An 18,437-nucleotide genomic window follows, 5' to 3' on the forward strand; every position below is an offset into this window, starting at 1 on the left:
TCCGCTCCGGTGGCAATTCATCTGCACGATGCCAGCCTGCAGCATGGCCAGGTCCGCGCGCTCGACGCGATCAACCTGCGTGTGGAGCAGGGCGAGCGGGTCGCGATCATCGGCCCCTCTGGCGCTGGCAAGTCCAGCCTGCTGCACCTGATGGCCACTGCCATCCAGCCCAGTGCCGGGCGCCTGGCGCTGTTCGGTGAACAGCCCTGGCAGTTGTCTGGCAGGGCGCGTCAGCGCTTGCGGGCACGGGTTGGCTTGGTGCATCAGGCACCGCCCTTGCCGCCGCGCCAGCGGGTTGTGACCGCAGTGCTGGCGGGGCGACTGGGGCAGTGGGGTATCGTACGTGGCTTGCTCAACCTGCTGTACCCGACCGATGTGCCAGGCGTTCGCCAAGCATTGGCCGAGCTGGGGCTGGCTGACAAACTGTTCGTCCAGTGCGGGCAACTGTCTGGCGGCCAACTGCAACGGGTGGGCATTGCACGGGTGCTGTATCAACGCCCGGACTTGCTGCTGACCGATGAGCCCGTTTCGGCGATGGACCCGGTGCTGGCCGACCACAGCCTGGCATTGCTCAACCGCCACGCCCAGGCCAACGGTGTAACGCTGGTGGCCAGCCTGCATGCGGTCGAGCTGGCGCTGGCGCACTTTCCACGGGTGATTGGCATTCGTGAAGGGCAGGTGGTGTTCGACAGCCCGGCCGAGGCGGTCAGCCCGCAAATGCTCGATGCACTCTATGCCAACGAACACTTGGCTTCGCCTCCCTTGCAGGGCCCTGCAGCAGTGCTGACGGTACAGATCCCGCGATGCTGAAGGCCCATGCCCGCGACCCGGCTGCCCTGCCACGGTTGCTGCTGACCCTGCTTGCTGTGGCGGTGTTATGGCCGGGCCTGCAGTTGAGCGAGCTGAACCCCGGCGTGCTGTGGCAGGCCGAGAACCGTCAGCAGATCGCCAGCTTCACCCAGGCATTCTGGCCGCCGGCGCACGATGCCGCCTTTTTGCAGTTGCTGTACGAAGCCACCTTGCAGACCCTCGCCGTAGCCACGGCCGGCATGACCCTGGCGCTGGTGCTGGCGGTACCTGCCAGCCTGCTGGCCAGCCGTGCCTTGTCGTTGCGCGCGGCCTCCCGTGGCGGGCGGGCCGGGTGGTGGTCGCGGGTGCTGCGGCTGCCGGTACGCGGGCTGCTGATCTTTCTGCGCAGCGTGCCAGAAATCGTCTGGGCCTTGCTGTTGGTGCGTGCCGTGGGGCTTGGGCCAACGGCGGGGGTGCTGGCCATCGCCATTACCTACAGCGGCATGCTCGGCAAGGTCTACGCCGAAATCTTCGAGTCGGTCGACCAACGCCCGGCCCATGCCCTATTGCAGGCCGGCAGTGGTCGGCTGATGGCCTTTTTCTACGGCATCCTGCCCAATGCGGTGTCGGAAGTGGTGTCGTACACCGTGTACCGCTGGGAATGCGCGGTGCGTGCTTCGGTGGTGATGGGGTTTGTCGGCGCTGGCGGGTTGGGGCAGCAGATCGACCTGTCGATGCGCATGTTTGCTGGCGCGGAGGTGGCAAGCATGCTGCTGACGTTTCTGTTGCTGGTATCGCTGGCTGACCTGCTCAGCCGCTTTCTGCGAGGAAGGCTGGCATGAACCGGGCGATCAACCTGCTGGTGCTCGGCGTGATCATCGCGGCGGTGGTGGCCTCGTTCGCCTACCTGGAGCTGGCCCTGCACGCGCTGGTCGGTGATGGCGGGCTAGGGCAGATGGGCGAGTACGCGGGGCGCTTCCTGCACCCGGACGTGACCGTCGAGCATTTGCGCGCGGTCTGGCATGGCGCCTTGGAGACCTTGGCGATGTCGGGCCTGGGGACTTTGCTGGCGGTGGTCCTGGGGATGCTGCTGGCGTTACCGGCGGCGGGCCGCTTCGGCTGGCCGCTACAGGCTGCGGCGCGTGTACTGCTCAATGCCTTGCGGGCCATCCCGGAATTAGTCTGGGCGGCGCTCACCGTGCTGGCCGCAGGGCTTGGCCCGAATGCTGGGACCCTGGCCTTGGCGTTACACACCGCCGGCGTGCTCGGCCGCTTGTTTGCCGAGGCACTGGAAAACGCCCCGGCGGAGCCTGCAGCAGCCATTCGCTTGCAGGGTGGCAGCCAGGTGGCGGCATTCTGCTTTGGTACCTTGCCTAACCTGTGGCCGCAGTTGCTGGCTTACAGCCTGTACCGCTGGGAGAACAACATCCGCATGGCCAGTGTGTTGGGGTTTGTTGGGGCCGGTGGGTTGGGGCAGATGCTCTACACCACCTTGAGCCTGTTCCAGGAGGCGCAAGCCAGCACGGTGATCATCGCCATGCTGGTGCTGGTGTTGCTGGTGGATGCCTTGAGTGATGTGCTGCGCCAGCGCTATGTGCGCGCCTGACTGGGGCTGCAGTGCAGCCCGCGCAAGCATCAAGTGGTCAGTTCGCCATGCTGCGCTTCCCGTTGCATCGACTCCAGGTTGCGCTCAATCGTCTCGCAGATGGTGTCCATCTGGATCTGGTGCTCGCTGAAGCGGAAGGGGCTTTGCAGGTCGGTGCCGATCCGCTCGATGGCCAGCAACATGAACCCCACCACCGTGGACGCCAGCGGTGTGAACCACTCCAGCGACTCGACCAGCCCCACCGGCACGATCAGGCAGAACAGCGTGATGAACAGCCGCGGAAAATACACATAAGGGTAGGGCAGCGGCGTATTGGCGATCCGTTCCATGCCGCCCTGGGCATTGGACAGGTCCACCAAGGTCGACTCCAGCCGCGCCAGGCGAATGCTGTCCAGGCGCCCGGCTTGGTATTCCCGCGCCAGCAGGGCTGCCGAGCCACTGAGGATGTCGTTGGCGAAGTTGTTCGAGCGGTTGCGCCGCTCGAACTCCGCCTGCGGGATGAACGCTATCAGTTCATCCGGGCAGCGGTCGCCCTTGAGATGCGCAGCCAGGCAGTTCACATAGGCGATATGCCGGCGCAGCAAGGTGGCCTTGATCGGGTTCAGCCCGTCATCCGGGTCATCGATCAGCGTCAGCGTCTGCCGGGCAAAACTGCGCGAACTGTTGACCAGCGCACCCCACAACGTGCGCGCCTCCCACCAGCGGTTGTAGGCGCTGCTGTTGCGAAAGCTCACCAGCACCACCAGCGCCGAACCCAGTAAAGTCAACGGAATCAACGGCAGGGTGAACTTGCTGTTGAAGAACAGCATGAAATCGATGGTGACCAGCACATCCCAGATCAGCAGCCAGAACAGCGACCAGCCGATGTAACCGATGGTCTTCACCACCAAGCGGTACTTGCGGGCGATGATCTCTTTCACACGGGGTACCTCGAAACGCGGGGGATGCAGGATCGGACGTCGAGGGATGGGTATGGTTCGGCAGCTGATGTTGCAAGACATTTTTTTGGACGTGTTTGAAAGAAAAAACTGACTGAGGTATCAGACGCTCCTGAGTTCTCTTCGCAAAGGTGAAACGGCAAGGTAGACCGCTTCCCTATCTCGCATGAATGTATCCAAAAGGATACTATTGGTGGCGCCTTGATGTATGCTGTTGAACAAACGGAGAGCTTTGCCCTTTGGCTAGCCACCTTGAAAGACTTGAGAGCCAAGCTTGCAGTCGGTCGTAGATTGGAGCGCGCAGAAAGTGGAAACCTTGGCGACTACAAAAGCGTTGGGGGCGGTGTAAGTGAGCTTCTCATCGACGTTTCTGCAGGTTATCGAGTCTATTTCACGCGTAAGGGAGCCAAAGTGATTTTTCTGCTGGTGGGCGGAGACAAATCTTCCCAGACCGCCGATATCCTCAAAGCGAGAAAGCTGGTGGAGGAGATGAAATGAGCGAAAAATTGATCCCTTTTGATATCGCCGACTTGCTTGACAGTGATGCAGCAATCAGCGAATACCTCAGCCAGGTGCTATCCGATGGCGATACAGATGAGATTATCCGGGCCATCGGTCATATCGCTCGGGCACGAGGAATGACACAAATCGCTGCACAGAGTGGGTTAGGTCGAGAAAGTCTCTATAAAGCACTTAGCCCAGGCGCTAAGCCCCGCTTTGATACAGTGCTTAAGGTCATACGTGCCCTAGGCGTGGAGCTTTTTGTTCAGCCCCATACGTCGTCGCATTAGATTTCGCAGGCTAGGCCAGTACCTGCCTCATCTGCACCAACGCCACTCGCTTCCCATCCGGCGCCTGGCGTTCTTCGATGCCGAACGGCACAAAACCGAGCTGTGGATAAAGCAGCAACCCCGCCGTGTTGTGATTGAAGCACGACACCCAAATCTCTCGCGCCGCAAACTGTTCGCGGGCCAGCTCGATCATGGCGGTTACCAGGTAGCTCGCCACCCCATGGCCGCGGGCAGCTGGCGCCACCACCACGTTGCCCAGGGCGCACACGCCGCCGTGCTCGGCTTTGTAGAAGTTGGCAAAGCCCAGCACCATGCCGCCGCCTTCCACCACCGTAGAGCCGTTGCGCTGGGCGATGGCGTCGGTCAATTGCACGGGGGTTAGGGGGTAGGTGGCTTTGGGGAACATGTAGAACAGTTCGTCCGGGCCCTGGGGGAAGCAGCAGATGGCGGGGATGTCGCTGGGCTGAACAGGGCGGTGGCTGAGGTGCATGGCAGGTCCTTTTGCAGTGCGTTGGCTGGCCGTTTGCGGCCAAGCCCCGCTCACAGGCTAGCACTGCCTCAGTGGCAGATCACCGCCGACTGCTCACGGCTTGGCCGCCACCGCCACAATCCCCTTGATCGCCGCAGGCGCATGAGGCTTGGCCTTGCGTGCCAGCAGGTACTGGAAGCGCCGCCATTCCTTGTCGATCTCGCTGTACGACATGAACACGCTGACACGCTCTTTATCGGCAAGGTCAGGGCGAGTGCGCGCATCGATCTCGTTCTTGGGGATGAACGCAATGTTGATACCCACCACCTGGCCATCATCGGCGAACACTGGCCCGCCCGACATGCCCTTGACCATCGGGCCGTCGTGCAGCGAGTAGAAGACACTGCCCGGCGTACCTTCAAGGCGCACCAGCGACGGCAACGCATGGCCCTTGCCCTGCACGGGAATCATCAGGCTGTTGAAGCCGACCGCCGTCACCGACTCACCCGGTACGTATTGCCGCCAATGCGGCACCTCGCTGGCCTTGTGCTTGAAGAACACCACATCGCCGAGGCCCTCATGGACCACGTTACGCAGGAAGGGGGTGTGTTTGGCGGTCACTGCGTAGTCTTCGTTCCACTGGATGGCGCTGGCCATCAGCAACAGCGGCAGCGGCGCACCTGAGGTGACCACGAAAGCTTGGCTGTAGACGGGATCGGAGACGTAGGACGTTGGCACTCCATTGCACCCACTCAGCAGCATCATTGCTGCCAGAAAGGGCACGGTTGTTTTCATGTGTCACACAGTCGTGGAGAAATGGGGGCGCAAATATGGCTAAGAGCCATCATGCTGGCAATACTTTGTGCATATATCCGACGAGTGACATCTTAAGTAGGGGGGAGGGTAATGGCCAATAGATTCCCGGCATGGCTGCAGGGCTGACAGTCAGGCGTGCGGCGTCAATTTGTGGGTGGGTTGGAGGCCGTGGTTTTGGTGCGTTTTTCAGTTGAGGTGAGCTGCGATGAGCGCAATTGAGCTGCATTTGAGCTGCGATGAGGCTGCCCACTGAGGTCGTTGCGGGAGCTGAGAAGTGCTTGCCGCGACCTTGAGTAGTGGATTTGAGATCGAGCGCCGCCCGCGCGGCGCTCGTTCTTGAGAGCGCTGCAGATCTGAAGGCATGCACCTGTTAGCCACAATGCAATGCCATGGCGCGTACCTGATGCTGCCCCAAGCCAAAATCCAGGCGAAAAAAAACCGACCATAAGGTCGGTTTTTTCCGGATTTTGGTGCCCCGAGGGAGACTCGAACTCCCACTCCTTTCGAAAACGGATTTTGAATCCGCCGCGTCTACCAATTCCGCCATCAGGGCAGTGGCGCGCAGTATAGAGAGGTGCTTCTGGTCGGTCAATCGGGTTTCATGGTCAATTTTCACACATTGGGCTAAACTTCCCGGCCCTGCCGAACCGAACATCATCATGCGCGTCGCCGATTTTTCCTTCGAACTCCCCGATTCCCTGATCGCCCGCCACCCTTTGGCCGAGCGCCATGGCAGCCGTCTGCTGGTCCTCGATGGGCCGAGCGGCGCCTTGGTACATCAGCAATTCACCGACCTGCTCGACTATCTGCGCCCCGGCGACCTGATGGTGTTCAACAACACCCGGGTGATCCCGGCGCGGTTGTTCGGGCAGAAAGCCTCCGGCGGCAAGCTGGAAGTGCTGGTCGAACGTGTGCTCGACAGCCACCGGGTGCTGGCGCACGTACGCTCCAGCAAGGCACCCAAGGTCGGTGCGCAGATTCTCATCGATGGCGGTGGCGAGGCCGAAATGGTCGCGCGCCACGACACGCTGTTCGAGTTGCGCTTCACCGAAGAGGTGCTGCCACTGCTTGAACGCGTCGGGCACATGCCGCTGCCACCCTACATCGACCGCCCCGACGAAGGCGCCGACCGTGAGCGTTACCAGACCGTCTACGCCGAGCGTGCCGGTGCTGTAGCCGCACCCACGGCCGGCCTGCACTTCGACGAAGCGCTGCTGGAAAAGATCGCCGCCAAGGGCGTGGAGCGGGCCTTCGTGACCCTGCACGTCGGCGCGGGCACCTTCCAGCCGGTGCGGGTCGACAAGATCGAAGACCACCACATGCATAAAGAGTGGCTCGAAGTGAGCCAGGATGTGGTGGATGCTGTCCAAGCCTGCCGTGCCCGTGGCGGGCGCGTGGTTGCCGTGGGCACCACCAGCGTGCGTTCGCTGGAAAGCGCTGCGCGCGATGGCGTGCTCAAGGCCTTCAGCGGCGATACCGATATTTTCATCTACCCAGGCCGCCCGTTCCATGTGGTCGACGCCCTGGTCACCAACTTCCACCTGCCGGAGTCCACGCTGCTGATGCTGGTCTCGGCCTTCGCCGGCTACCCCGAAACCATGGCCGCCTATGCGGCGGCGGTTCAAGAAGGGTACCGCTTCTTCAGTTACGGTGATGCCATGTTCATCACCCGCAATCCGGCGCCACGCGGGCCCGAGGATCAAGCATGAGTCGCACCTGTCGAATGTCCTTCGAACTGCTGGCCACCGACGGCAAGGCCCGTCGTGGTCGCATCACCTTCCCTCGTGGCACCGTGGAAACCCCGGCGTTCATGCCGGTCGGCACCTATGGCACGGTCAAAGGCATGCTGCCGCGTGACATCGAGGCCATCGGCGCCGAGATGATCCTTGGCAACACCTTCCACCTGTGGCTGCGCCCGGGTACCGAGGTGATCAAGAAGCACAACGGCCTGCACGACTTCATGCAATGGAAAGGCCCGATCCTCACTGACTCCGGTGGCTTCCAGGTATTCAGCCTGGGCGCGATGCGCAAGATCAAAGAGGAAGGCGTGACCTTCGCCTCGCCTGTGGACGGCTCCAAGGTGTTCATGGGCCCTGAAGAGTCCATGCAGGTTCAGCGTGACCTGGGCTCGGACGTGGTGATGATCTTCGACGAGTGCACGCCATACCCGGCCGAGCACGATGTGGCGCGCACCTCCATGGAGCTGTCGCTGCGTTGGGCCCAGCGTTCGAAAAACGCCCACGCCGATAACACCGCGGCGCTGTTCGGCATCGTCCAGGGCGGCATGTACCAGGACCTGCGCATGCGCTCGCTGGAAGGCCTGGAAAACATCGGCTTCGACGGCCTGGCCATTGGCGGCCTGTCGGTGGGTGAGCCCAAGCACGAAATGATCAAGGTGCTGGATTACCTGCCAGATCAGATGCCCGCTGACAAACCTCGTTACCTTATGGGGGTAGGCAAACCGGAAGATCTCGTTGAGGGTGTGCGCCGCGGCGTCGACATGTTCGACTGCGTGATGCCGACGCGTAACGCGCGCAACGGCCATCTGTTCGTCGATACAGGGGTGATCAAGATCCGCAACGCGTTCCATCGCCACGATGAATCGCCGCTGGATCCGACCTGTGATTGCTACACCTGCACCAACTTCTCCCGCGCGTATCTCCACCACTTGGACAAATGCGGCGAAATGTTGAGCAGCATGCTGAATACCATCCACAACTTGCGCCATTACCAGCGCTTGATGGCCGGTTTACGCGAGGCTATTCAACAGGGTAAATTGGCCGCCTTTGTCGACGCCTTCTACGCCAAACGCGGGCTGCCTGTGCCGCCTTTGGGCTGACTGTCAGCACTAAAATATTAAAATTCAGTAATGGAGTGCCTCATGAGCTTTCTGATTCCCGCCGCTTACGCGGACGCAGCTGCACCAGCCGCCGGCCCAGCCGGTACCGGTTTTGAATGGATCTTCCTGGTCGGCTTCCTGGTCATCTTCTACCTGATGATCTGGCGTCCACAGGCCAAGCGCGCCAAAGAGCAGAAGAACCTGCTGGGCAACTTGCAGAAAGGTGACGAAGTTGTCACCAACGGCGGCATCGCCGGCAAAATCGTCAAAGTTACCGATGACTTCGTGGTGCTGGAAGTGTCCGACACCGTCGAGCTGAAGTTCCAGAAGGGCGCCATCGCCGCGACCCTGCCAAAAGGTACGCTCAAGGCTATCTGAGTTACCGGTTTTATTTTTCCAGTCGGGGCGCGCAACGCGCCCCGCGTCTTGAACGGGCGGCGTGATGCTGAACAAATACCCTCTGTGGAAATACGCACTGATCTTGCTAGTACTGGCGATCGGTTTTATTTATTCCGCTCCCAACCTCTACCCGGATGACCCGGCGGTGCAAGTCAGCGGTGCCAGTTCGGCGCTGCAGGTAAGCCAGGCCGACCTCGATCGCGTCACCAAGGCGCTGACCGATGCCGGTATCACCGTCAAGGGCGGCAGCCTGGGTGAGAAGGGCAGTGCGCTGATTCGCCTGACCAACCAGGAAGACCAGCTTCCAGCCAAGGATGTAGTGCGCAAGGCACTGGGCGATGATTACGTCGTGGCCCTGAACCTGGCACAAACCACTCCGCAATGGCTGCGCAACCTGGGTGCAAGCCCGATGAAACTGGGCCTGGACCTGTCCGGTGGTGTGCACTTCCTGTTGGAAGTGGACATGGACAAGGCCATGAGCGCCCGCATGAAGGTCTATGAAGGCGAGGTCAAAACCCTCCTGCGCAAAGAGCGCATCCGCTACCGCAGCCTGCCTCAGCAGGATGGCGGCATCATGCTGGGCTTCTCTGACGATGCAACCCGCGAGCAGGCACGTGCCCTGATCCGCAAGAATTTCAGTGATTTCGACCTGACCGCCACCGAGCGTAATGACCTCGCTGTGCTGCGTCTGGCGCTGACTCAGGCGAAAGTCGCCGAGATCCGTGAATACTCGATCAAGCAGAACCTGACCACCGTCCGCAACCGTGTCAACGAGCTGGGCGTGGCCGAGCCGCTGGTTCAGCGCCAAGGCGCCAACCGTATCGTGGTCGAGCTGCCAGGCGTGCAGGACACTGCCGAAGCCAAGCGTATCCTCGGCAAGACGGCCAACCTGGAGTTCCGCTTCGGTGCCGAGCCGGGTGCGTCCAAGGCGACCACCGAGGTCTTCGAGTTCCGTGAGGGCGGCCGTTCAGCCCCGGTCGAGCGTGGCCTGATCATCACCGGTGACCAGGTCACCGACGCCCAGGCCAGCTTCGACGAGCATGGCCGCCCGCAAGTGAACATCCGCCTGGATGGCCACGGCGGCGAGCTGATGAGCCGCGCCACGCGCAGCAACGTCGGCCGCAGCATGGCGGTGATCTTCATCGAGCAGAAGCCCGTCACTCGCTACGTCAAGCAGACGGTCGACGGCGTCGAGAAGGAAGTGCCGGTACAGAGCTTCCAGGAAGAGAAAAAGATCATCAGCCTGGCGACTATCCAGTCGCCACTGGGCAGCCAGTTCCGTATCACCGGCCTCAACGGCCAGGGCGAATCGTCCGAGCTGGCGCTGCTGCTGCGTGCCGGTGGTCTGGCCGCGCCGATGTACTTCGCTGAAGAACGTACCATTGGCCCAAGCCTGGGTGCGGACAACATCACCAAGGGTATCGATGCTTCGCTGTGGGGCATGCTGTTCGTCTCGCTGTTCATCATCGCCATCTACCGCGGCTTCGGCGTGATCGCCACCGTCGCCCTGGCGGGCAACATGGTGCTGCTGCTGGCGCTGATGTCGCTGCTGGGTGCAACCCTGACCCTGCCGGGTATTGCCGGTATCGTGTTGACCATGGGTATGGCGGTAGACGCCAACGTGCTGATCTTCTCGCGTATCCGTGAGGAGCTCAAAGCCGGCATGTCGGTGCAGCGCGCCATTCACGAAGGTTTCAACCGCGCTTATACCGCGATCATCGACGCCAACCTGACCAGCCTGCTGGTCGGCGGCATCCTGTTCGCCATGGGTACCGGCCCGGTCAAGGGCTTTGCGGTCACCATGTCCCTCGGGATTTTCACCTCGATGTTCACCGCCGTCATGGTGACCCGCGCTATGGTCAACCTGACCTGTGGCGGGCGTGACATCAAGAAGCTGTGGGTTTGAGGGAGCTGCGATGAAAACCATCAACTTCATGGGCGTGCGCAATGTCGCGTTCGCCATCACTGTGCTCCTTACCGTCCTGGCGTTGTTCAGCTGGTGGCAGAAGGGCCTGAACTTCGGCTTGGATTTCACCGGCGGTACGCTGATCGAGCTGACCTACGAGCGCCCCGCCGACCTCAAGGCGGTACGTGCCGAGCTGGTCGAGTCCGGTTTCCACGAGGCTGTGGTGCAGAGCTTCGGCGCTACCACCGACCTGCTGGTGCGTATGCCGGGCGATGACCCGCAGCTGGGCAGCAAGGTTGCCGAGGCGCTGCAGAAGGCCGGCGGCGACAACCCGGCCACGCTCAAGCGCGTCGAGTTCGTTGGCCCGCAGGTGGGTGAAGAGCTGCGTGACCAGGGGGGCATGGGCATGCTCCTGGCCCTGGGCGGCATCCTTATCTACCTGGCCTTCCGCTTCCAGTGGAAGTTCGCCGTGGGCGCGATCATCTCGCTGATCCACGACGTGGTGGTGACGCTGGGTATTCTGTCGTTCTTCCAGATCACCTTCGACCTGACGGTATTGGCGGCGGTGCTGGCGATCATCGGTTACTCGCTCAACGACACCATCGTCGTATTCGACCGGGTGCGTGAGAACTTCCGCGTGATGCGCAAGGCCTCGCTGATCGAGAACATCAACGTCTCGACCACCCAGACCCTGCTGCGTACCATCGCCACCTCGGTGTCGACCTTGCTGGCCATCGCTGCGCTGCTGTTCTTTGGCGGTGACAACCTGTTCGGCTTCTCGCTGGCACTGTTCATCGGCGTCATGGCCGGTACCTACTCGTCGATCTACATCGCCAACGTGGTACTGATCTGGCTGAACCTGAACAGCGAAGACCTGATTCCGCCAGCCAAGGCTGAGGGTGTGGACGAGCGTCCGTAAGGGCTTTTCCTACGCCGTTTGGCGAATCAAGAGGCGCGAGTATTGAACTCGCGCCTTTTTTTTTGCTCCAAGGCAGGGAGAAGGCGGGCCAAGTCCCGCGGGTATGATCAGGAGGTTCACGTGAATAAATCAATGCTGGTGGGTGCGGTGCTGGGTGCTGTCGGTGTAACTGCCGGAGGTGCTGTGGCGACCTACAGCTTGGTGAACAAAGGGCCTGAGTACGCCCAGGTCACCGACGTGCAGCCAATCAAGCAGCAAGTAAAGACGCCGCGTGAAGTCTGCAAGGACGTCACCGTGACGCGTCAGGCGCCGGTCAAGGACCAGCACCAGATCGCAGGTACGGTGGTGGGTGCCCTGGCCGGCGGCCTGCTGGGTAACCAGATCGGCGGCGGTACCGGCAAGAAGATCGCCACCGTGGCCGGTGCGGTCGGTGGTGGTTATGCCGGTAACAAGGTGCAGGAAGGCATGCAAGAGCGTGATACCTACACCACGACGCAAACCCGCTGCAACACAGTCCACGACATCAGCGACAAGGTCGTTGGGTATAACGTGAAGTACACCATTGGTGATCAGGTGGGGCAGGTGAAGATGGACCACGAGCCTGGCTCGACCATTCCCGTGGACAAGAATGGCAAGCTGATCCTCAGCGAGAATCAGGCCGGGCAGTGATCGCCATCTGCTGAAATCCGTTGTATCTAAAATCCGTTGTAGGAGCAGCCTTGTGCTGCGAAGAGGCCAGTGAAAACACCCTAGATCTACTGTGTTTTCACCGGCCTCTTCGCAGCACAAGGCTGCTCCTACAGTTGGCGCAGCTCAAGGCTGCTTCTACATCACTGGGTGAGCGGCTAGCAGCTTGCGAAGCCTGACGCGGTCCGGCTTGCCGGTGGGGGTCAAGGGTGTTCGCTCGAGTACTGTGACGTTGGCATTGATCCCCAGTCGGTCCAGCCCCCCGCTCAGCTCATTCAACCGCTCCTGGGCGTCAGCGATGTTGGCTTGCACCACCACCTGGGCGCGTCGACGATCGTGCTCGTCGACCAGTATCACCACCCGTTCGAATTTCATGGCCTGTGCAATTTGCGCTTCGAGGGCCGGTGCGAACTGGGTGCCTTGTTTCGTCAGCAGGGCATCGGTCGAACGCCCCATGGGCATCAGGCTTCCGTCGGCCAGGCGCCGGGCGATATCGCCGGTGGCGTAGGCTTGGTCCTCGCAGGGCATGGGGGGAGGTGGGAAGTACCCCGAGCCGCGGTGTGCGGAGCGCGCGATGATTTCGCCGACCTCCGGTTGCGCAGGGTCCAACGCTTTCAATGTGACCTCGACATCACCCACCGGGCGCATGCCGCAACCCACTTGCAGCCCAGGCGCGAAGTTGGCCAGGACCATGCCAAATTCCGTCGAACCATAGATCCGCTTCAGGTGCACACCTAAGTGGCGTTCGCACTCCAGCACCACATGGTCATCCAGGTAGGCACCACCACAGAACGGTTTGCTCAGTGCCGGCAGGCGAATGCCGCGGCTTTGCGCGGCCTGGGCCAGCGCCAGGTACTGTGACGGCAACGCGCTCATTACGCTGATGCGTTGTTCGTGCAGGGTTTGCAGGGTGTTCTCGACGTGGGTGGCATCGCCCAGGTACAGCGTGGCGCCGGTCAGCAAGGCCGGGAACACATGCAGGTCCACCGCATGCCCGCCATCGAGGGTGTGGATGCTCAGGTAACGGGCGCTGGCATCGAGGCCGGCGCTATCGACCCAGTGCATGATTTCCCGGTACAGCCTGTCCTGACGCCACAGTGCCAGTTTGGGTGCCCCGGTGCTGCCGGACGTTTCCTGCATACGCATTAAGCCGGCGCAGTCACGCCAGGCGGGTGTCTTGAGGTTGACGGGTGTCGGCGAGTGCAGGGTAAAGCCAGGGATGCCCAGGCCCGCCGGCACGATGCCGGCTTCGGTCACCAGCAGGGCGGCACCGACCTGGCCTAGACGCATGGCGCGTTGGTGGATGCTGCTGGCCACGCTTACAGGGCAATGAATCAGCCCCAGGCTGGCCATGGCGAACAACAGCGCTACATAACCGCTACTGTTGCCCAGTTGGGTGGCAACCACGTCGCCTTCGCGCAGGCCTGCGGCGTGCAGCCTGGCGCGCAATTGATCGATGTCATGCAGCAGTTCGCCGTAGCTGCGGGTCTTGCCATGGCTATCGACGATCGCCGGGTGGTCGCGATGGCGTGCAACCATGCTAAAGAACTGTTGCTGGAACATGCAGGGGTCTCCTTGAGGGGCAGCCGAACTACAGCTTCAGGTGTCTTCCCTTGCCGTCCATGTGCAAAGCGGTGCAGCCTGCCGGATGCAGGCTGGTGCCACGCTAGTAAATAGGCTGCGCGCGCCGCCTGGTACCTCCCAGAACAGGGAGGTTGTGGTGCGCCTGGCAGTTTTATTACTGTCTTCGACCGCCTGTGTCGGGTGGGTAACTCGTCGGCGGGCACTATTCGCACGTTGATTTCAAAGTGCCACGTAATTATCTTATCGACCCACCTGAATGAGGGAGTCGATATTCCCTCGCGTGTCGTCTCGCCATGAGACCACCGTCAAACGGTGCCTACGAGGAAGGGAATGGCCCTACTGGTAATGGATGAGCTGCTGAAACTCGGCGAAATGGAGCGCTTTGAGGACTGGCTGGCTCACCTGAAACTCCTGACCCGCAAGCTGGGTTACTCGAACTTTCTGATCGGCCTCAAACCTGCCCCCACGGACGCTTGTCAGCAGGTGCTGATCTACAGTGATTACCCCGATGCCTGGCGTACGCGTTACGACGCCGAATCTTACGCGGCAGTCGACCCCGTCGTTCAGCACTGCCTGAACGCCAACCGGCCACTGCTGTGGAACCGCGAGAACTATCGGGGGCCCTCAGAATCGGAATTCTTCGAAGAAGCCGCAGCGCATGGGTTGCAGCAAGGGCTGGCGCTGCCGCTGCATGGCCCGCGGGGCGAGGCGGGCATGCTGTGCCTCAAGCCGGATGAGAGCGGCGAGCAGGCGACTGCTGCGATGATTCAGTCCTTGCCCATGGCAACCCTGCTGCGCGATTACGCGATGGAAGGGATGCTCCGGGCGCGCATTGAATGCTCGGAACCTGTGCACCTGACCACCCGGGAGAAAGAGGTGCTGCAGTGGAGCGCGGCGGGCAAGACTACCTGGGAAATCTCGATGATCTTGTCGTGCACGACCTCGGCCATCGACTTCCACTTCAAGAACATCCGCCGCAAGTTCCAGGTCAGCTCACGCCAGATGGCGGTGCTCAAGGCCATCCAGCAGAAGTCGATCACGCCCTGAGTATCACTGTGGGCGTTGGGCCAGGTCGCTTTCCTCGAGACGGCCGCTGAGGTACAGGCGCAGCAGAATGTACACCGGCGCAGGCACTTGGCTGGTGCATTCGATGCGGCTGGCACAGGCCTGGCTGATGCCAAAGCGCGACCAGAACTCGGTCTGGCTCTGCTTGAGGCCCAGGCGCAGGCTGATGGCTTGATGGGCGACCTCGCGTACGGCGGAGGTATTGAGTAGCTTCATCCGGAATCCATCCTGCAAAAGCCGAAAAATTAACAAGCCCGAGTAACTTCGGCCACCTCCCAAATTAGGTAGGATTTTATTTATTCAGCGTGAATATACCGTGGGCGGCAACTCCAACCCCTGCCGGTATTTGCCCCTATGCTTATCTCCATTGATCGCCGCACTAACATCGATCCACAAGCGCTGAATGCGATGCACAAACTTCGGGCGCGTATTTTCAAGGTTAAAAAGATGTGGGACATCCCACTGATCAACGACATGGAAATCGATGGGTATGATGCGCTCGACCCCTATTACATGATCATCAACCGCGAGGACGAGGCGGGTTATGTGTGTGGCTGCTGGCGCATACTGCCGACGACCGGCCCTAACATGCTGGCGCACACCTTCCCAGAGCTGCTGCATGGGCACCCGGCGCCGTGCTCCGACGCGATCTGGGAGCTGAGCCGCTTCGCCATCGAGCTGCCGGACGGCAACCGGTTCGGCTTCTCCCAAGGCACCACGCAAGCGATTCACGCCATCGTCAACTATGCCATCAGTTGTGAGGTGAAGCAGTTCGTCACGGTGACCACGGTGGGCGTGGAGAAGATGTTGATTCGCCTGGGCTTGGATATCAGTCGTTTCGGTCCGGCATTGCAAATTGGCGTTGAACGCGCGGTGGCACTGCGCATTGAATTGAATGATAAAACCACGGCGGCCTTGGAAGCGGCAATCAATAGCAACTGCCATTGAATAGACGCCGGGTGTATTCACGCTGACTTGCCATCAAGTTGTATGCCCCTCCCCATGCACAGCACACTTATAGCGCCCATAAAAAAAGCACCCCGAGGGGTGCTTTTCTAATACAGCCAGCGCTTAGCGCTTCATGCTCTCTGGCAGGTGCGGCTGAATAGCCGTCAGTACTGCTTTGAAGCACTTGATGTTGCCGGCGACGATGTGGCCTTTGTCGAGGAAGTCGTGGCCACCGTTGAAGTCGCTTACCAGGCCGCCTGCTTCTTGAATCAGCAGTACGCCTGCAGCCATGTCCCACTCGGCCAGGCCCGACTCCCAGAAGGCATCGAAGCGGCCGGCGGCGACGTAGGCCAAGTCCAGGCTGGCGGAACCTGCGCGGCGGATGCCGGCGGTCTGGCCAGTCAGGGCGCGGAACATGCCCAGGTAGTTGTCCAGGTCGGCCATTTGGTTGTCACGGAACGGGAAGCCGGTACCCAGCAGGGCGCCTTCCAGGCTGGTGCGCGAGCTGACGCGCAGGCGACGGCCATTGAGCTGGGCGCCACGGCCACGGCTGGCGGTGAATTCTTCCTGGCGAACCGGGTCGAGTACCACGGCGTGCTCGAGGCGACCACGGTATTTGCAGGCGATGCTGACGGCGAAGTGAGGGATGCCGCGCAGGAAGTTGGTGGTGCCGTCCAGCGGATCGATGATCCACAGGTAGTCCTTGCCTTCTTCGCCGGTGCCCGCGTGCATGCCGGTCTCTTCACCCTGAATGGAGTGGTTCGGGTAGGCTTTGCGCAGGGCGTCGACGATTTTCTGCTCGGCGGCGCGATCGACTTCGGAAACGTAGTCCTTGGCCTCTTTCTCATCGACCTTGATGCTATCCAGGCGTTCGATGGAGCGGAAAATCAGTTCACTGGCGCTGCGAGCGGCGCGCAGGGCGATATTCAGCATAGGCTGCATGGGCGGGTCACCTGGAGATGTTAAAGAAGAAAGCCGATCATTCTAGCAGAAATCTTTGACGGCAGAAGTGTCACATTTGCTTTCATAGCGTTACGTCCGTCGGTTCTGTAAGATCGAAGGCCCTGATATCAGCCTCTGAGAGCACAACACCGTGCTGCAAAATATTCGTGTTGTTCTGGTCAATACCAGCCACCCCGGCAACATCGGCGGCGCTGCACGTGCCATGAAAAACATGGGCTTGTCGCGCCTGGTGCTGGTGCAGCCGAAAGAGTTCCCTGCGGCCGAAGCCAGTGCACGTGCCTCCGGTGCCGACGATGTGTTGAGCAATGCCCAGGTCGTCGACAGCCTTGAGCAGGCGCTGGTCGGCTGTAACCTGGTCATGGGCACCAGTGCCCGCGAGCGCAGTATCCCCTGGCCGCTGATCGGCCCTCGCGAATGCGGGGCCAAGGCCGTGGAGCATGCGCTGGGCGGCGAGGAGATCGCCTTGGTGTTCGGGCGTGAACACGCCGGCCTGACCAACGAAGAACTGCAGCGATGTCACTTCCACGTGCACATTCCCTCGAACCCCGACTTCAGCTCGCTGAATCTGGCCGCCGCTGTCCAGGTGCTCTCTTATGAGGTGCGCATGGCTTGGCTGGCGGCCGAGGATGCACCGGCCAAAGTCGAGAAGGTCGACGCCAGCGAGCTGGCGACCATGGACGAAATGGAGCTGTTCTATGACCACCTGGAAAAGACCTTGGTGGACATCGGCTTCCTTGACCCCGAGAAGCCCAAGCACCTGATGGCGCGCCTGCGCCGGCTGTATGGGCGAAGCTCGGTCGAGCGTCCGGAAATGAGCATTTTGCGCGGCATCCTCACCGAGACCCAGAAAGTGGCTCGGGGCGAACCGCATAAAAGGAAGGGATGACAGATGTTTGAACGTCTGCGTGAAGATATTCAAAGCGTATTCCACCGTGACCCCGCCGCGCGCAATGCCTTCGAGGTACTGACCTGCTACCCGGGCATGCACGCCATCTGGCTGCACCGGCTGGGTAATGCGCTGTGGAAACGTGATTTCAAATGGCTGGCCCGGCTGGTGTCGAACTTCGGTCGCTGGATGACCGGGATCGAGATCCACCCCGGCGCCACCATCGGCCGCCGCTTCTTCATTGACCATGGCATGGGCATCGTCATCGGCGAGACTGCTGAGATTGGCGACGATGTCACCCTCTACCAGGGCGTGACCCTGGGTGGCACCAGCTGGAACAAAGGCAAGCGTCACCCAACCCTGGAAAACGGCGTGGTGGTAGGGGCGGGGGCCAAGGTACTGGGCCCGTTCACTGTCGGCGCCGGGGCCAAGATCGGCTCCAATGCGGTGGTGACCAAGGCTGTGCCGGCAGGGGCGACTGCCGTCGGTATCCCGGGGCGTATTATCGTCAAGAGCGAAGAGACCGAAGTCGAAGCCCGGCGCAAAGCCATGGCCGAGAAGATCGGCTTCGATGCCTACGGCGTCAGTGGCGACATGCCTGACCCGGTCGCGCGTGCCATCGGCCAGATGCTCGACCACCTGCAGGCGGTCGATGAGCGCCTGGAGGGCATGTGCGGTGCGCTGACCAAGATGGGTAGCGATTACTGCGCCAAGGAGTTGCCGGCGCTGCCGGAAGATGACTTCACCGAAGTTGCCCAGGTCGCCCAGCGCGACACTCAGTCGCATTGATCGCGCCGCGCTGAAATCATAGTGACATACGGGGCGTGTGCGC

The 18,437-nt window shown here is 61.4% G+C and carries 21 protein-coding genes and 1 tRNA gene; 15 read left to right on the forward strand and 7 right to left on the reverse strand.

The features are described 5' to 3' along the window. Window positions 1–9: 9 nt before the first annotated feature. Genes D886_RS0119640 through phnE form a run of 3 tightly spaced genes read left to right on the forward strand, consistent with a single transcriptional unit; the run spans window position 10 to window position 2,395 of the window. Window positions 10–810 (forward strand): ATP-binding cassette domain-containing protein, encoded by an 801-nt coding sequence (locus D886_RS0119640; protein ID WP_027595520.1) that lies wholly within the window; start codon window positions 10–12, stop codon window positions 808–810. Continuing rightward, window positions 804–1,631 (forward strand): ABC transporter permease, encoded by an 828-nt coding sequence (locus tag D886_RS0119645; RefSeq protein ID WP_027595521.1) that lies wholly within the window; start codon window positions 804–806, stop codon window positions 1,629–1,631. Before D886_RS0119640 ends, D886_RS0119645 begins: the two co-directional genes overlap by 7 nt. Then, window positions 1,628–2,395 (forward strand): phosphonate ABC transporter, permease protein PhnE, encoded by a 768-nt coding sequence (phnE, locus tag D886_RS0119650; protein ID WP_027595522.1) that lies wholly within the window; start codon window positions 1,628–1,630, stop codon window positions 2,393–2,395. Before D886_RS0119645 ends, phnE begins: the two co-directional genes overlap by 4 nt. A gap of 29 nt (window positions 2,396–2,424) precedes the next feature. Here phnE and D886_RS0119655 read toward each other — a convergent pair whose 3' ends face one another. Beyond that, window positions 2,425–3,315, reverse strand: coding sequence for a bestrophin family protein (locus tag D886_RS0119655; protein WP_027595523.1), 891 nt, complete (start codon window positions 3,313–3,315; stop codon window positions 2,425–2,427). 222 nt (window positions 3,316–3,537) lie between these two features. Here D886_RS0119655 and D886_RS0119660 point away from each other — a divergent pair, with 222 nt between their 5' ends. Together D886_RS0119660 and D886_RS0119665 are read left to right on the forward strand one after the other, a co-directional pair. Beyond that, window positions 3,538–3,831: a type II toxin-antitoxin system RelE/ParE family toxin gene (locus tag D886_RS0119660; RefSeq protein ID WP_033694289.1), complete on the forward strand. Its 294-nt coding sequence runs from the start codon at window positions 3,538–3,540 to the stop codon at window positions 3,829–3,831. Then, window positions 3,828–4,124 (forward strand): addiction module antidote protein, encoded by a 297-nt coding sequence (locus D886_RS0119665; RefSeq protein ID WP_027595525.1) that lies wholly within the window; start codon window positions 3,828–3,830, stop codon window positions 4,122–4,124. The genes D886_RS0119660 and D886_RS0119665 overlap by 4 nt, the downstream gene beginning before the upstream one ends. 10 nt (window positions 4,125–4,134) lie before the next feature. Here D886_RS0119665 and D886_RS0119670 read toward each other — a convergent pair whose 3' ends face one another. The 3 genes from D886_RS0119670 to D886_RS0119680 all read right to left on the reverse strand — a co-directional run bounded on the left by D886_RS0119670 (window position 4,135) and on the right by D886_RS0119680 (window position 5,962). Beyond that, window positions 4,135–4,614 (reverse strand): GNAT family N-acetyltransferase, encoded by a 480-nt coding sequence (locus D886_RS0119670; RefSeq protein WP_027595526.1) that lies wholly within the window; start codon window positions 4,612–4,614, stop codon window positions 4,135–4,137. A 93-nt stretch (window positions 4,615–4,707) separates the two neighbouring features. Continuing rightward, on the reverse strand, window positions 4,708–5,355 hold the full coding sequence (locus D886_RS0119675) for a trypsin-like peptidase domain-containing protein (protein ID WP_027595527.1): 648 nt from the start codon (window positions 5,353–5,355) through the stop codon (window positions 4,708–4,710). 522 nt (window positions 5,356–5,877) lie between these two features. Beyond that, window positions 5,878–5,962 (reverse strand) — tRNA-Leu (locus tag D886_RS0119680). 106 nt (window positions 5,963–6,068) lie between these two features. Between D886_RS0119680 and queA the strand changes: the two genes are divergently transcribed. From queA to D886_RS0119710, 6 genes are all read left to right on the forward strand, one after another. Further along, window positions 6,069–7,118: a tRNA preQ1(34) S-adenosylmethionine ribosyltransferase-isomerase QueA gene (gene queA, locus D886_RS0119685; protein WP_027595528.1), complete on the forward strand. Its 1,050-nt coding sequence runs from the start codon at window positions 6,069–6,071 to the stop codon at window positions 7,116–7,118. Window positions 7,119–7,132: 14 nt separating this feature from the next. Continuing rightward, on the forward strand, window positions 7,133–8,248 hold the full coding sequence (tgt, locus tag D886_RS0119690; RefSeq protein WP_077068621.1) for a tRNA guanosine(34) transglycosylase Tgt: 1,116 nt from the start codon (window positions 7,133–7,135) through the stop codon (window positions 8,246–8,248). Window positions 8,249–8,290: 42 nt separating this feature from the next. Further along, on the forward strand, window positions 8,291–8,626 hold the full coding sequence (gene yajC / locus D886_RS0119695) for a preprotein translocase subunit YajC (protein WP_027595530.1): 336 nt from the start codon (window positions 8,291–8,293) through the stop codon (window positions 8,624–8,626). Between the two features lie 64 nt (window positions 8,627–8,690). Beyond that, on the forward strand, window positions 8,691–10,553 hold the full coding sequence (gene secD, locus D886_RS0119700) for a protein translocase subunit SecD (protein WP_027595531.1): 1,863 nt from the start codon (window positions 8,691–8,693) through the stop codon (window positions 10,551–10,553). Between the two features lie 10 nt (window positions 10,554–10,563). Beyond that, window positions 10,564–11,472, forward strand: coding sequence for a protein translocase subunit SecF (gene secF, locus D886_RS0119705; RefSeq protein ID WP_027595532.1), 909 nt, complete (start codon window positions 10,564–10,566; stop codon window positions 11,470–11,472). A 120-nt stretch (window positions 11,473–11,592) separates the two neighbouring features. Continuing rightward, complete coding sequence (locus D886_RS0119710) at window positions 11,593–12,141, forward strand: glycine zipper 2TM domain-containing protein (RefSeq protein ID WP_027595533.1); 549 nt, start codon at window positions 11,593–11,595, stop codon at window positions 12,139–12,141. Between the two features lie 156 nt (window positions 12,142–12,297). On the opposite strand, the gene D886_RS0119715 is transcribed toward D886_RS0119710, so the two are convergent. Beyond that, window positions 12,298–13,722, reverse strand: coding sequence for a class I adenylate-forming enzyme family protein (locus D886_RS0119715; RefSeq protein ID WP_027595534.1), 1,425 nt, complete (start codon window positions 13,720–13,722; stop codon window positions 12,298–12,300). Window positions 13,723–14,073: 351 nt separating this feature from the next. On the opposite strand from D886_RS0119715, the gene D886_RS0119720 reads away from it, so the two are divergent. After that, the gene (locus D886_RS0119720) at window positions 14,074–14,790 is read left to right on the forward strand and encodes a LuxR family transcriptional regulator (RefSeq protein WP_033694291.1); all 717 of its coding nucleotides are present in this window, start codon (window positions 14,074–14,076) and stop codon (window positions 14,788–14,790) included. A 3-nt stretch (window positions 14,791–14,793) separates the two neighbouring features. On the opposite strand, the gene D886_RS27160 is transcribed toward D886_RS0119720, so the two are convergent. Then, window positions 14,794–15,024 carry a hypothetical protein gene (locus tag D886_RS27160; protein WP_027595536.1) on the reverse strand — a complete coding sequence of 77 codons (231 nt, stop codon included), beginning with the start codon at window positions 15,022–15,024 and terminating at the stop codon, window positions 14,794–14,796. A gap of 138 nt (window positions 15,025–15,162) precedes the next feature. On the opposite strand from D886_RS27160, the gene D886_RS0119730 reads away from it, so the two are divergent. Continuing rightward, complete coding sequence (locus D886_RS0119730; protein ID WP_027595537.1) at window positions 15,163–15,756, forward strand: acyl-homoserine-lactone synthase; 594 nt, start codon at window positions 15,163–15,165, stop codon at window positions 15,754–15,756. A 123-nt stretch (window positions 15,757–15,879) separates the two neighbouring features. Here the strand turns inward: D886_RS0119730 and suhB are convergent, their stop codons facing one another. Then, entirely contained in the window at window positions 15,880–16,698 is an 819-nt protein-coding gene (gene suhB / locus D886_RS0119735) for an inositol-phosphate phosphatase (protein WP_027595538.1), read from the reverse strand. Window positions 16,699–16,849: 151 nt separating this feature from the next. Between suhB and trmJ the strand changes: the two genes are divergently transcribed. Both trmJ and cysE read left to right on the forward strand, forming a co-directional pair. Continuing rightward, on the forward strand, window positions 16,850–17,605 hold the full coding sequence (trmJ, locus tag D886_RS0119740; protein WP_027595539.1) for a tRNA (cytosine(32)/uridine(32)-2'-O)-methyltransferase TrmJ: 756 nt from the start codon (window positions 16,850–16,852) through the stop codon (window positions 17,603–17,605). Window positions 17,606–17,608: 3 nt separating this feature from the next. Continuing rightward, a complete protein-coding gene (gene cysE, locus D886_RS0119745) occupies window positions 17,609–18,394 on the forward strand; it encodes a serine O-acetyltransferase (protein ID WP_027595540.1) in 786 nt (261 codons plus the stop codon). The last annotated feature ends 43 nt before the right edge of the window (window positions 18,395–18,437 follow it).

The organism is Pseudomonas sp. LAIL14HWK12:I7 (genome assembly GCF_000483465.1).
Taxonomy (GTDB): Bacteria; Pseudomonadota; Gammaproteobacteria; order Pseudomonadales; family Pseudomonadaceae; genus Aquipseudomonas; species Aquipseudomonas kermanshahensis.

Coding starts and splice junctions, on each gene's coding strand:
- D886_RS0119645 (WP_027595521.1), top strand. CDS start 804: ATGCTGAAGGCCCATGCCCGCGACCCGGCTGCCCTGCCACGGTTGCTG.
- phnE (WP_027595522.1), top strand. CDS start 1,628: ATGAACCGGGCGATCAACCTGCTGGTGCTCGGCGTGATCATCGCGGCG.
- D886_RS0119660 (WP_033694289.1), top strand. CDS start 3,538: ATGTATGCTGTTGAACAAACGGAGAGCTTTGCCCTTTGGCTAGCCACC.
- D886_RS0119665 (WP_027595525.1), top strand. CDS start 3,828: ATGAGCGAAAAATTGATCCCTTTTGATATCGCCGACTTGCTTGACAGT.
- D886_RS0119670 (WP_027595526.1), bottom strand. CDS start 4,614: ATGCACCTCAGCCACCGCCCTGTTCAGCCCAGCGACATCCCCGCCATC.
- D886_RS0119675 (WP_027595527.1), bottom strand. CDS start 5,355: ATGCTGCTGAGTGGGTGCAATGGAGTGCCAACGTCCTACGTCTCCGAT.
- queA (WP_027595528.1), top strand. CDS start 6,069: ATGCGCGTCGCCGATTTTTCCTTCGAACTCCCCGATTCCCTGATCGCC.
- tgt (WP_077068621.1), top strand. CDS start 7,133: ATGTCCTTCGAACTGCTGGCCACCGACGGCAAGGCCCGTCGTGGTCGC.
- yajC (WP_027595530.1), top strand. CDS start 8,291: ATGAGCTTTCTGATTCCCGCCGCTTACGCGGACGCAGCTGCACCAGCC.
- secD (WP_027595531.1), top strand. CDS start 8,691: ATGCTGAACAAATACCCTCTGTGGAAATACGCACTGATCTTGCTAGTA.
- secF (WP_027595532.1), top strand. CDS start 10,564: ATGAAAACCATCAACTTCATGGGCGTGCGCAATGTCGCGTTCGCCATC.
- D886_RS0119715 (WP_027595534.1), bottom strand. CDS start 13,722: ATGTTCCAGCAACAGTTCTTTAGCATGGTTGCACGCCATCGCGACCAC.
- D886_RS0119720 (WP_033694291.1), top strand. CDS start 14,074: ATGGCCCTACTGGTAATGGATGAGCTGCTGAAACTCGGCGAAATGGAG.
- D886_RS27160 (WP_027595536.1), bottom strand. CDS start 15,024: ATGAAGCTACTCAATACCTCCGCCGTACGCGAGGTCGCCCATCAAGCC.
- D886_RS0119730 (WP_027595537.1), top strand. CDS start 15,163: ATGCTTATCTCCATTGATCGCCGCACTAACATCGATCCACAAGCGCTG.
- suhB (WP_027595538.1), bottom strand. CDS start 16,698: ATGCAGCCTATGCTGAATATCGCCCTGCGCGCCGCTCGCAGCGCCAGT.
- cysE (WP_027595540.1), top strand. CDS start 17,609: ATGTTTGAACGTCTGCGTGAAGATATTCAAAGCGTATTCCACCGTGAC.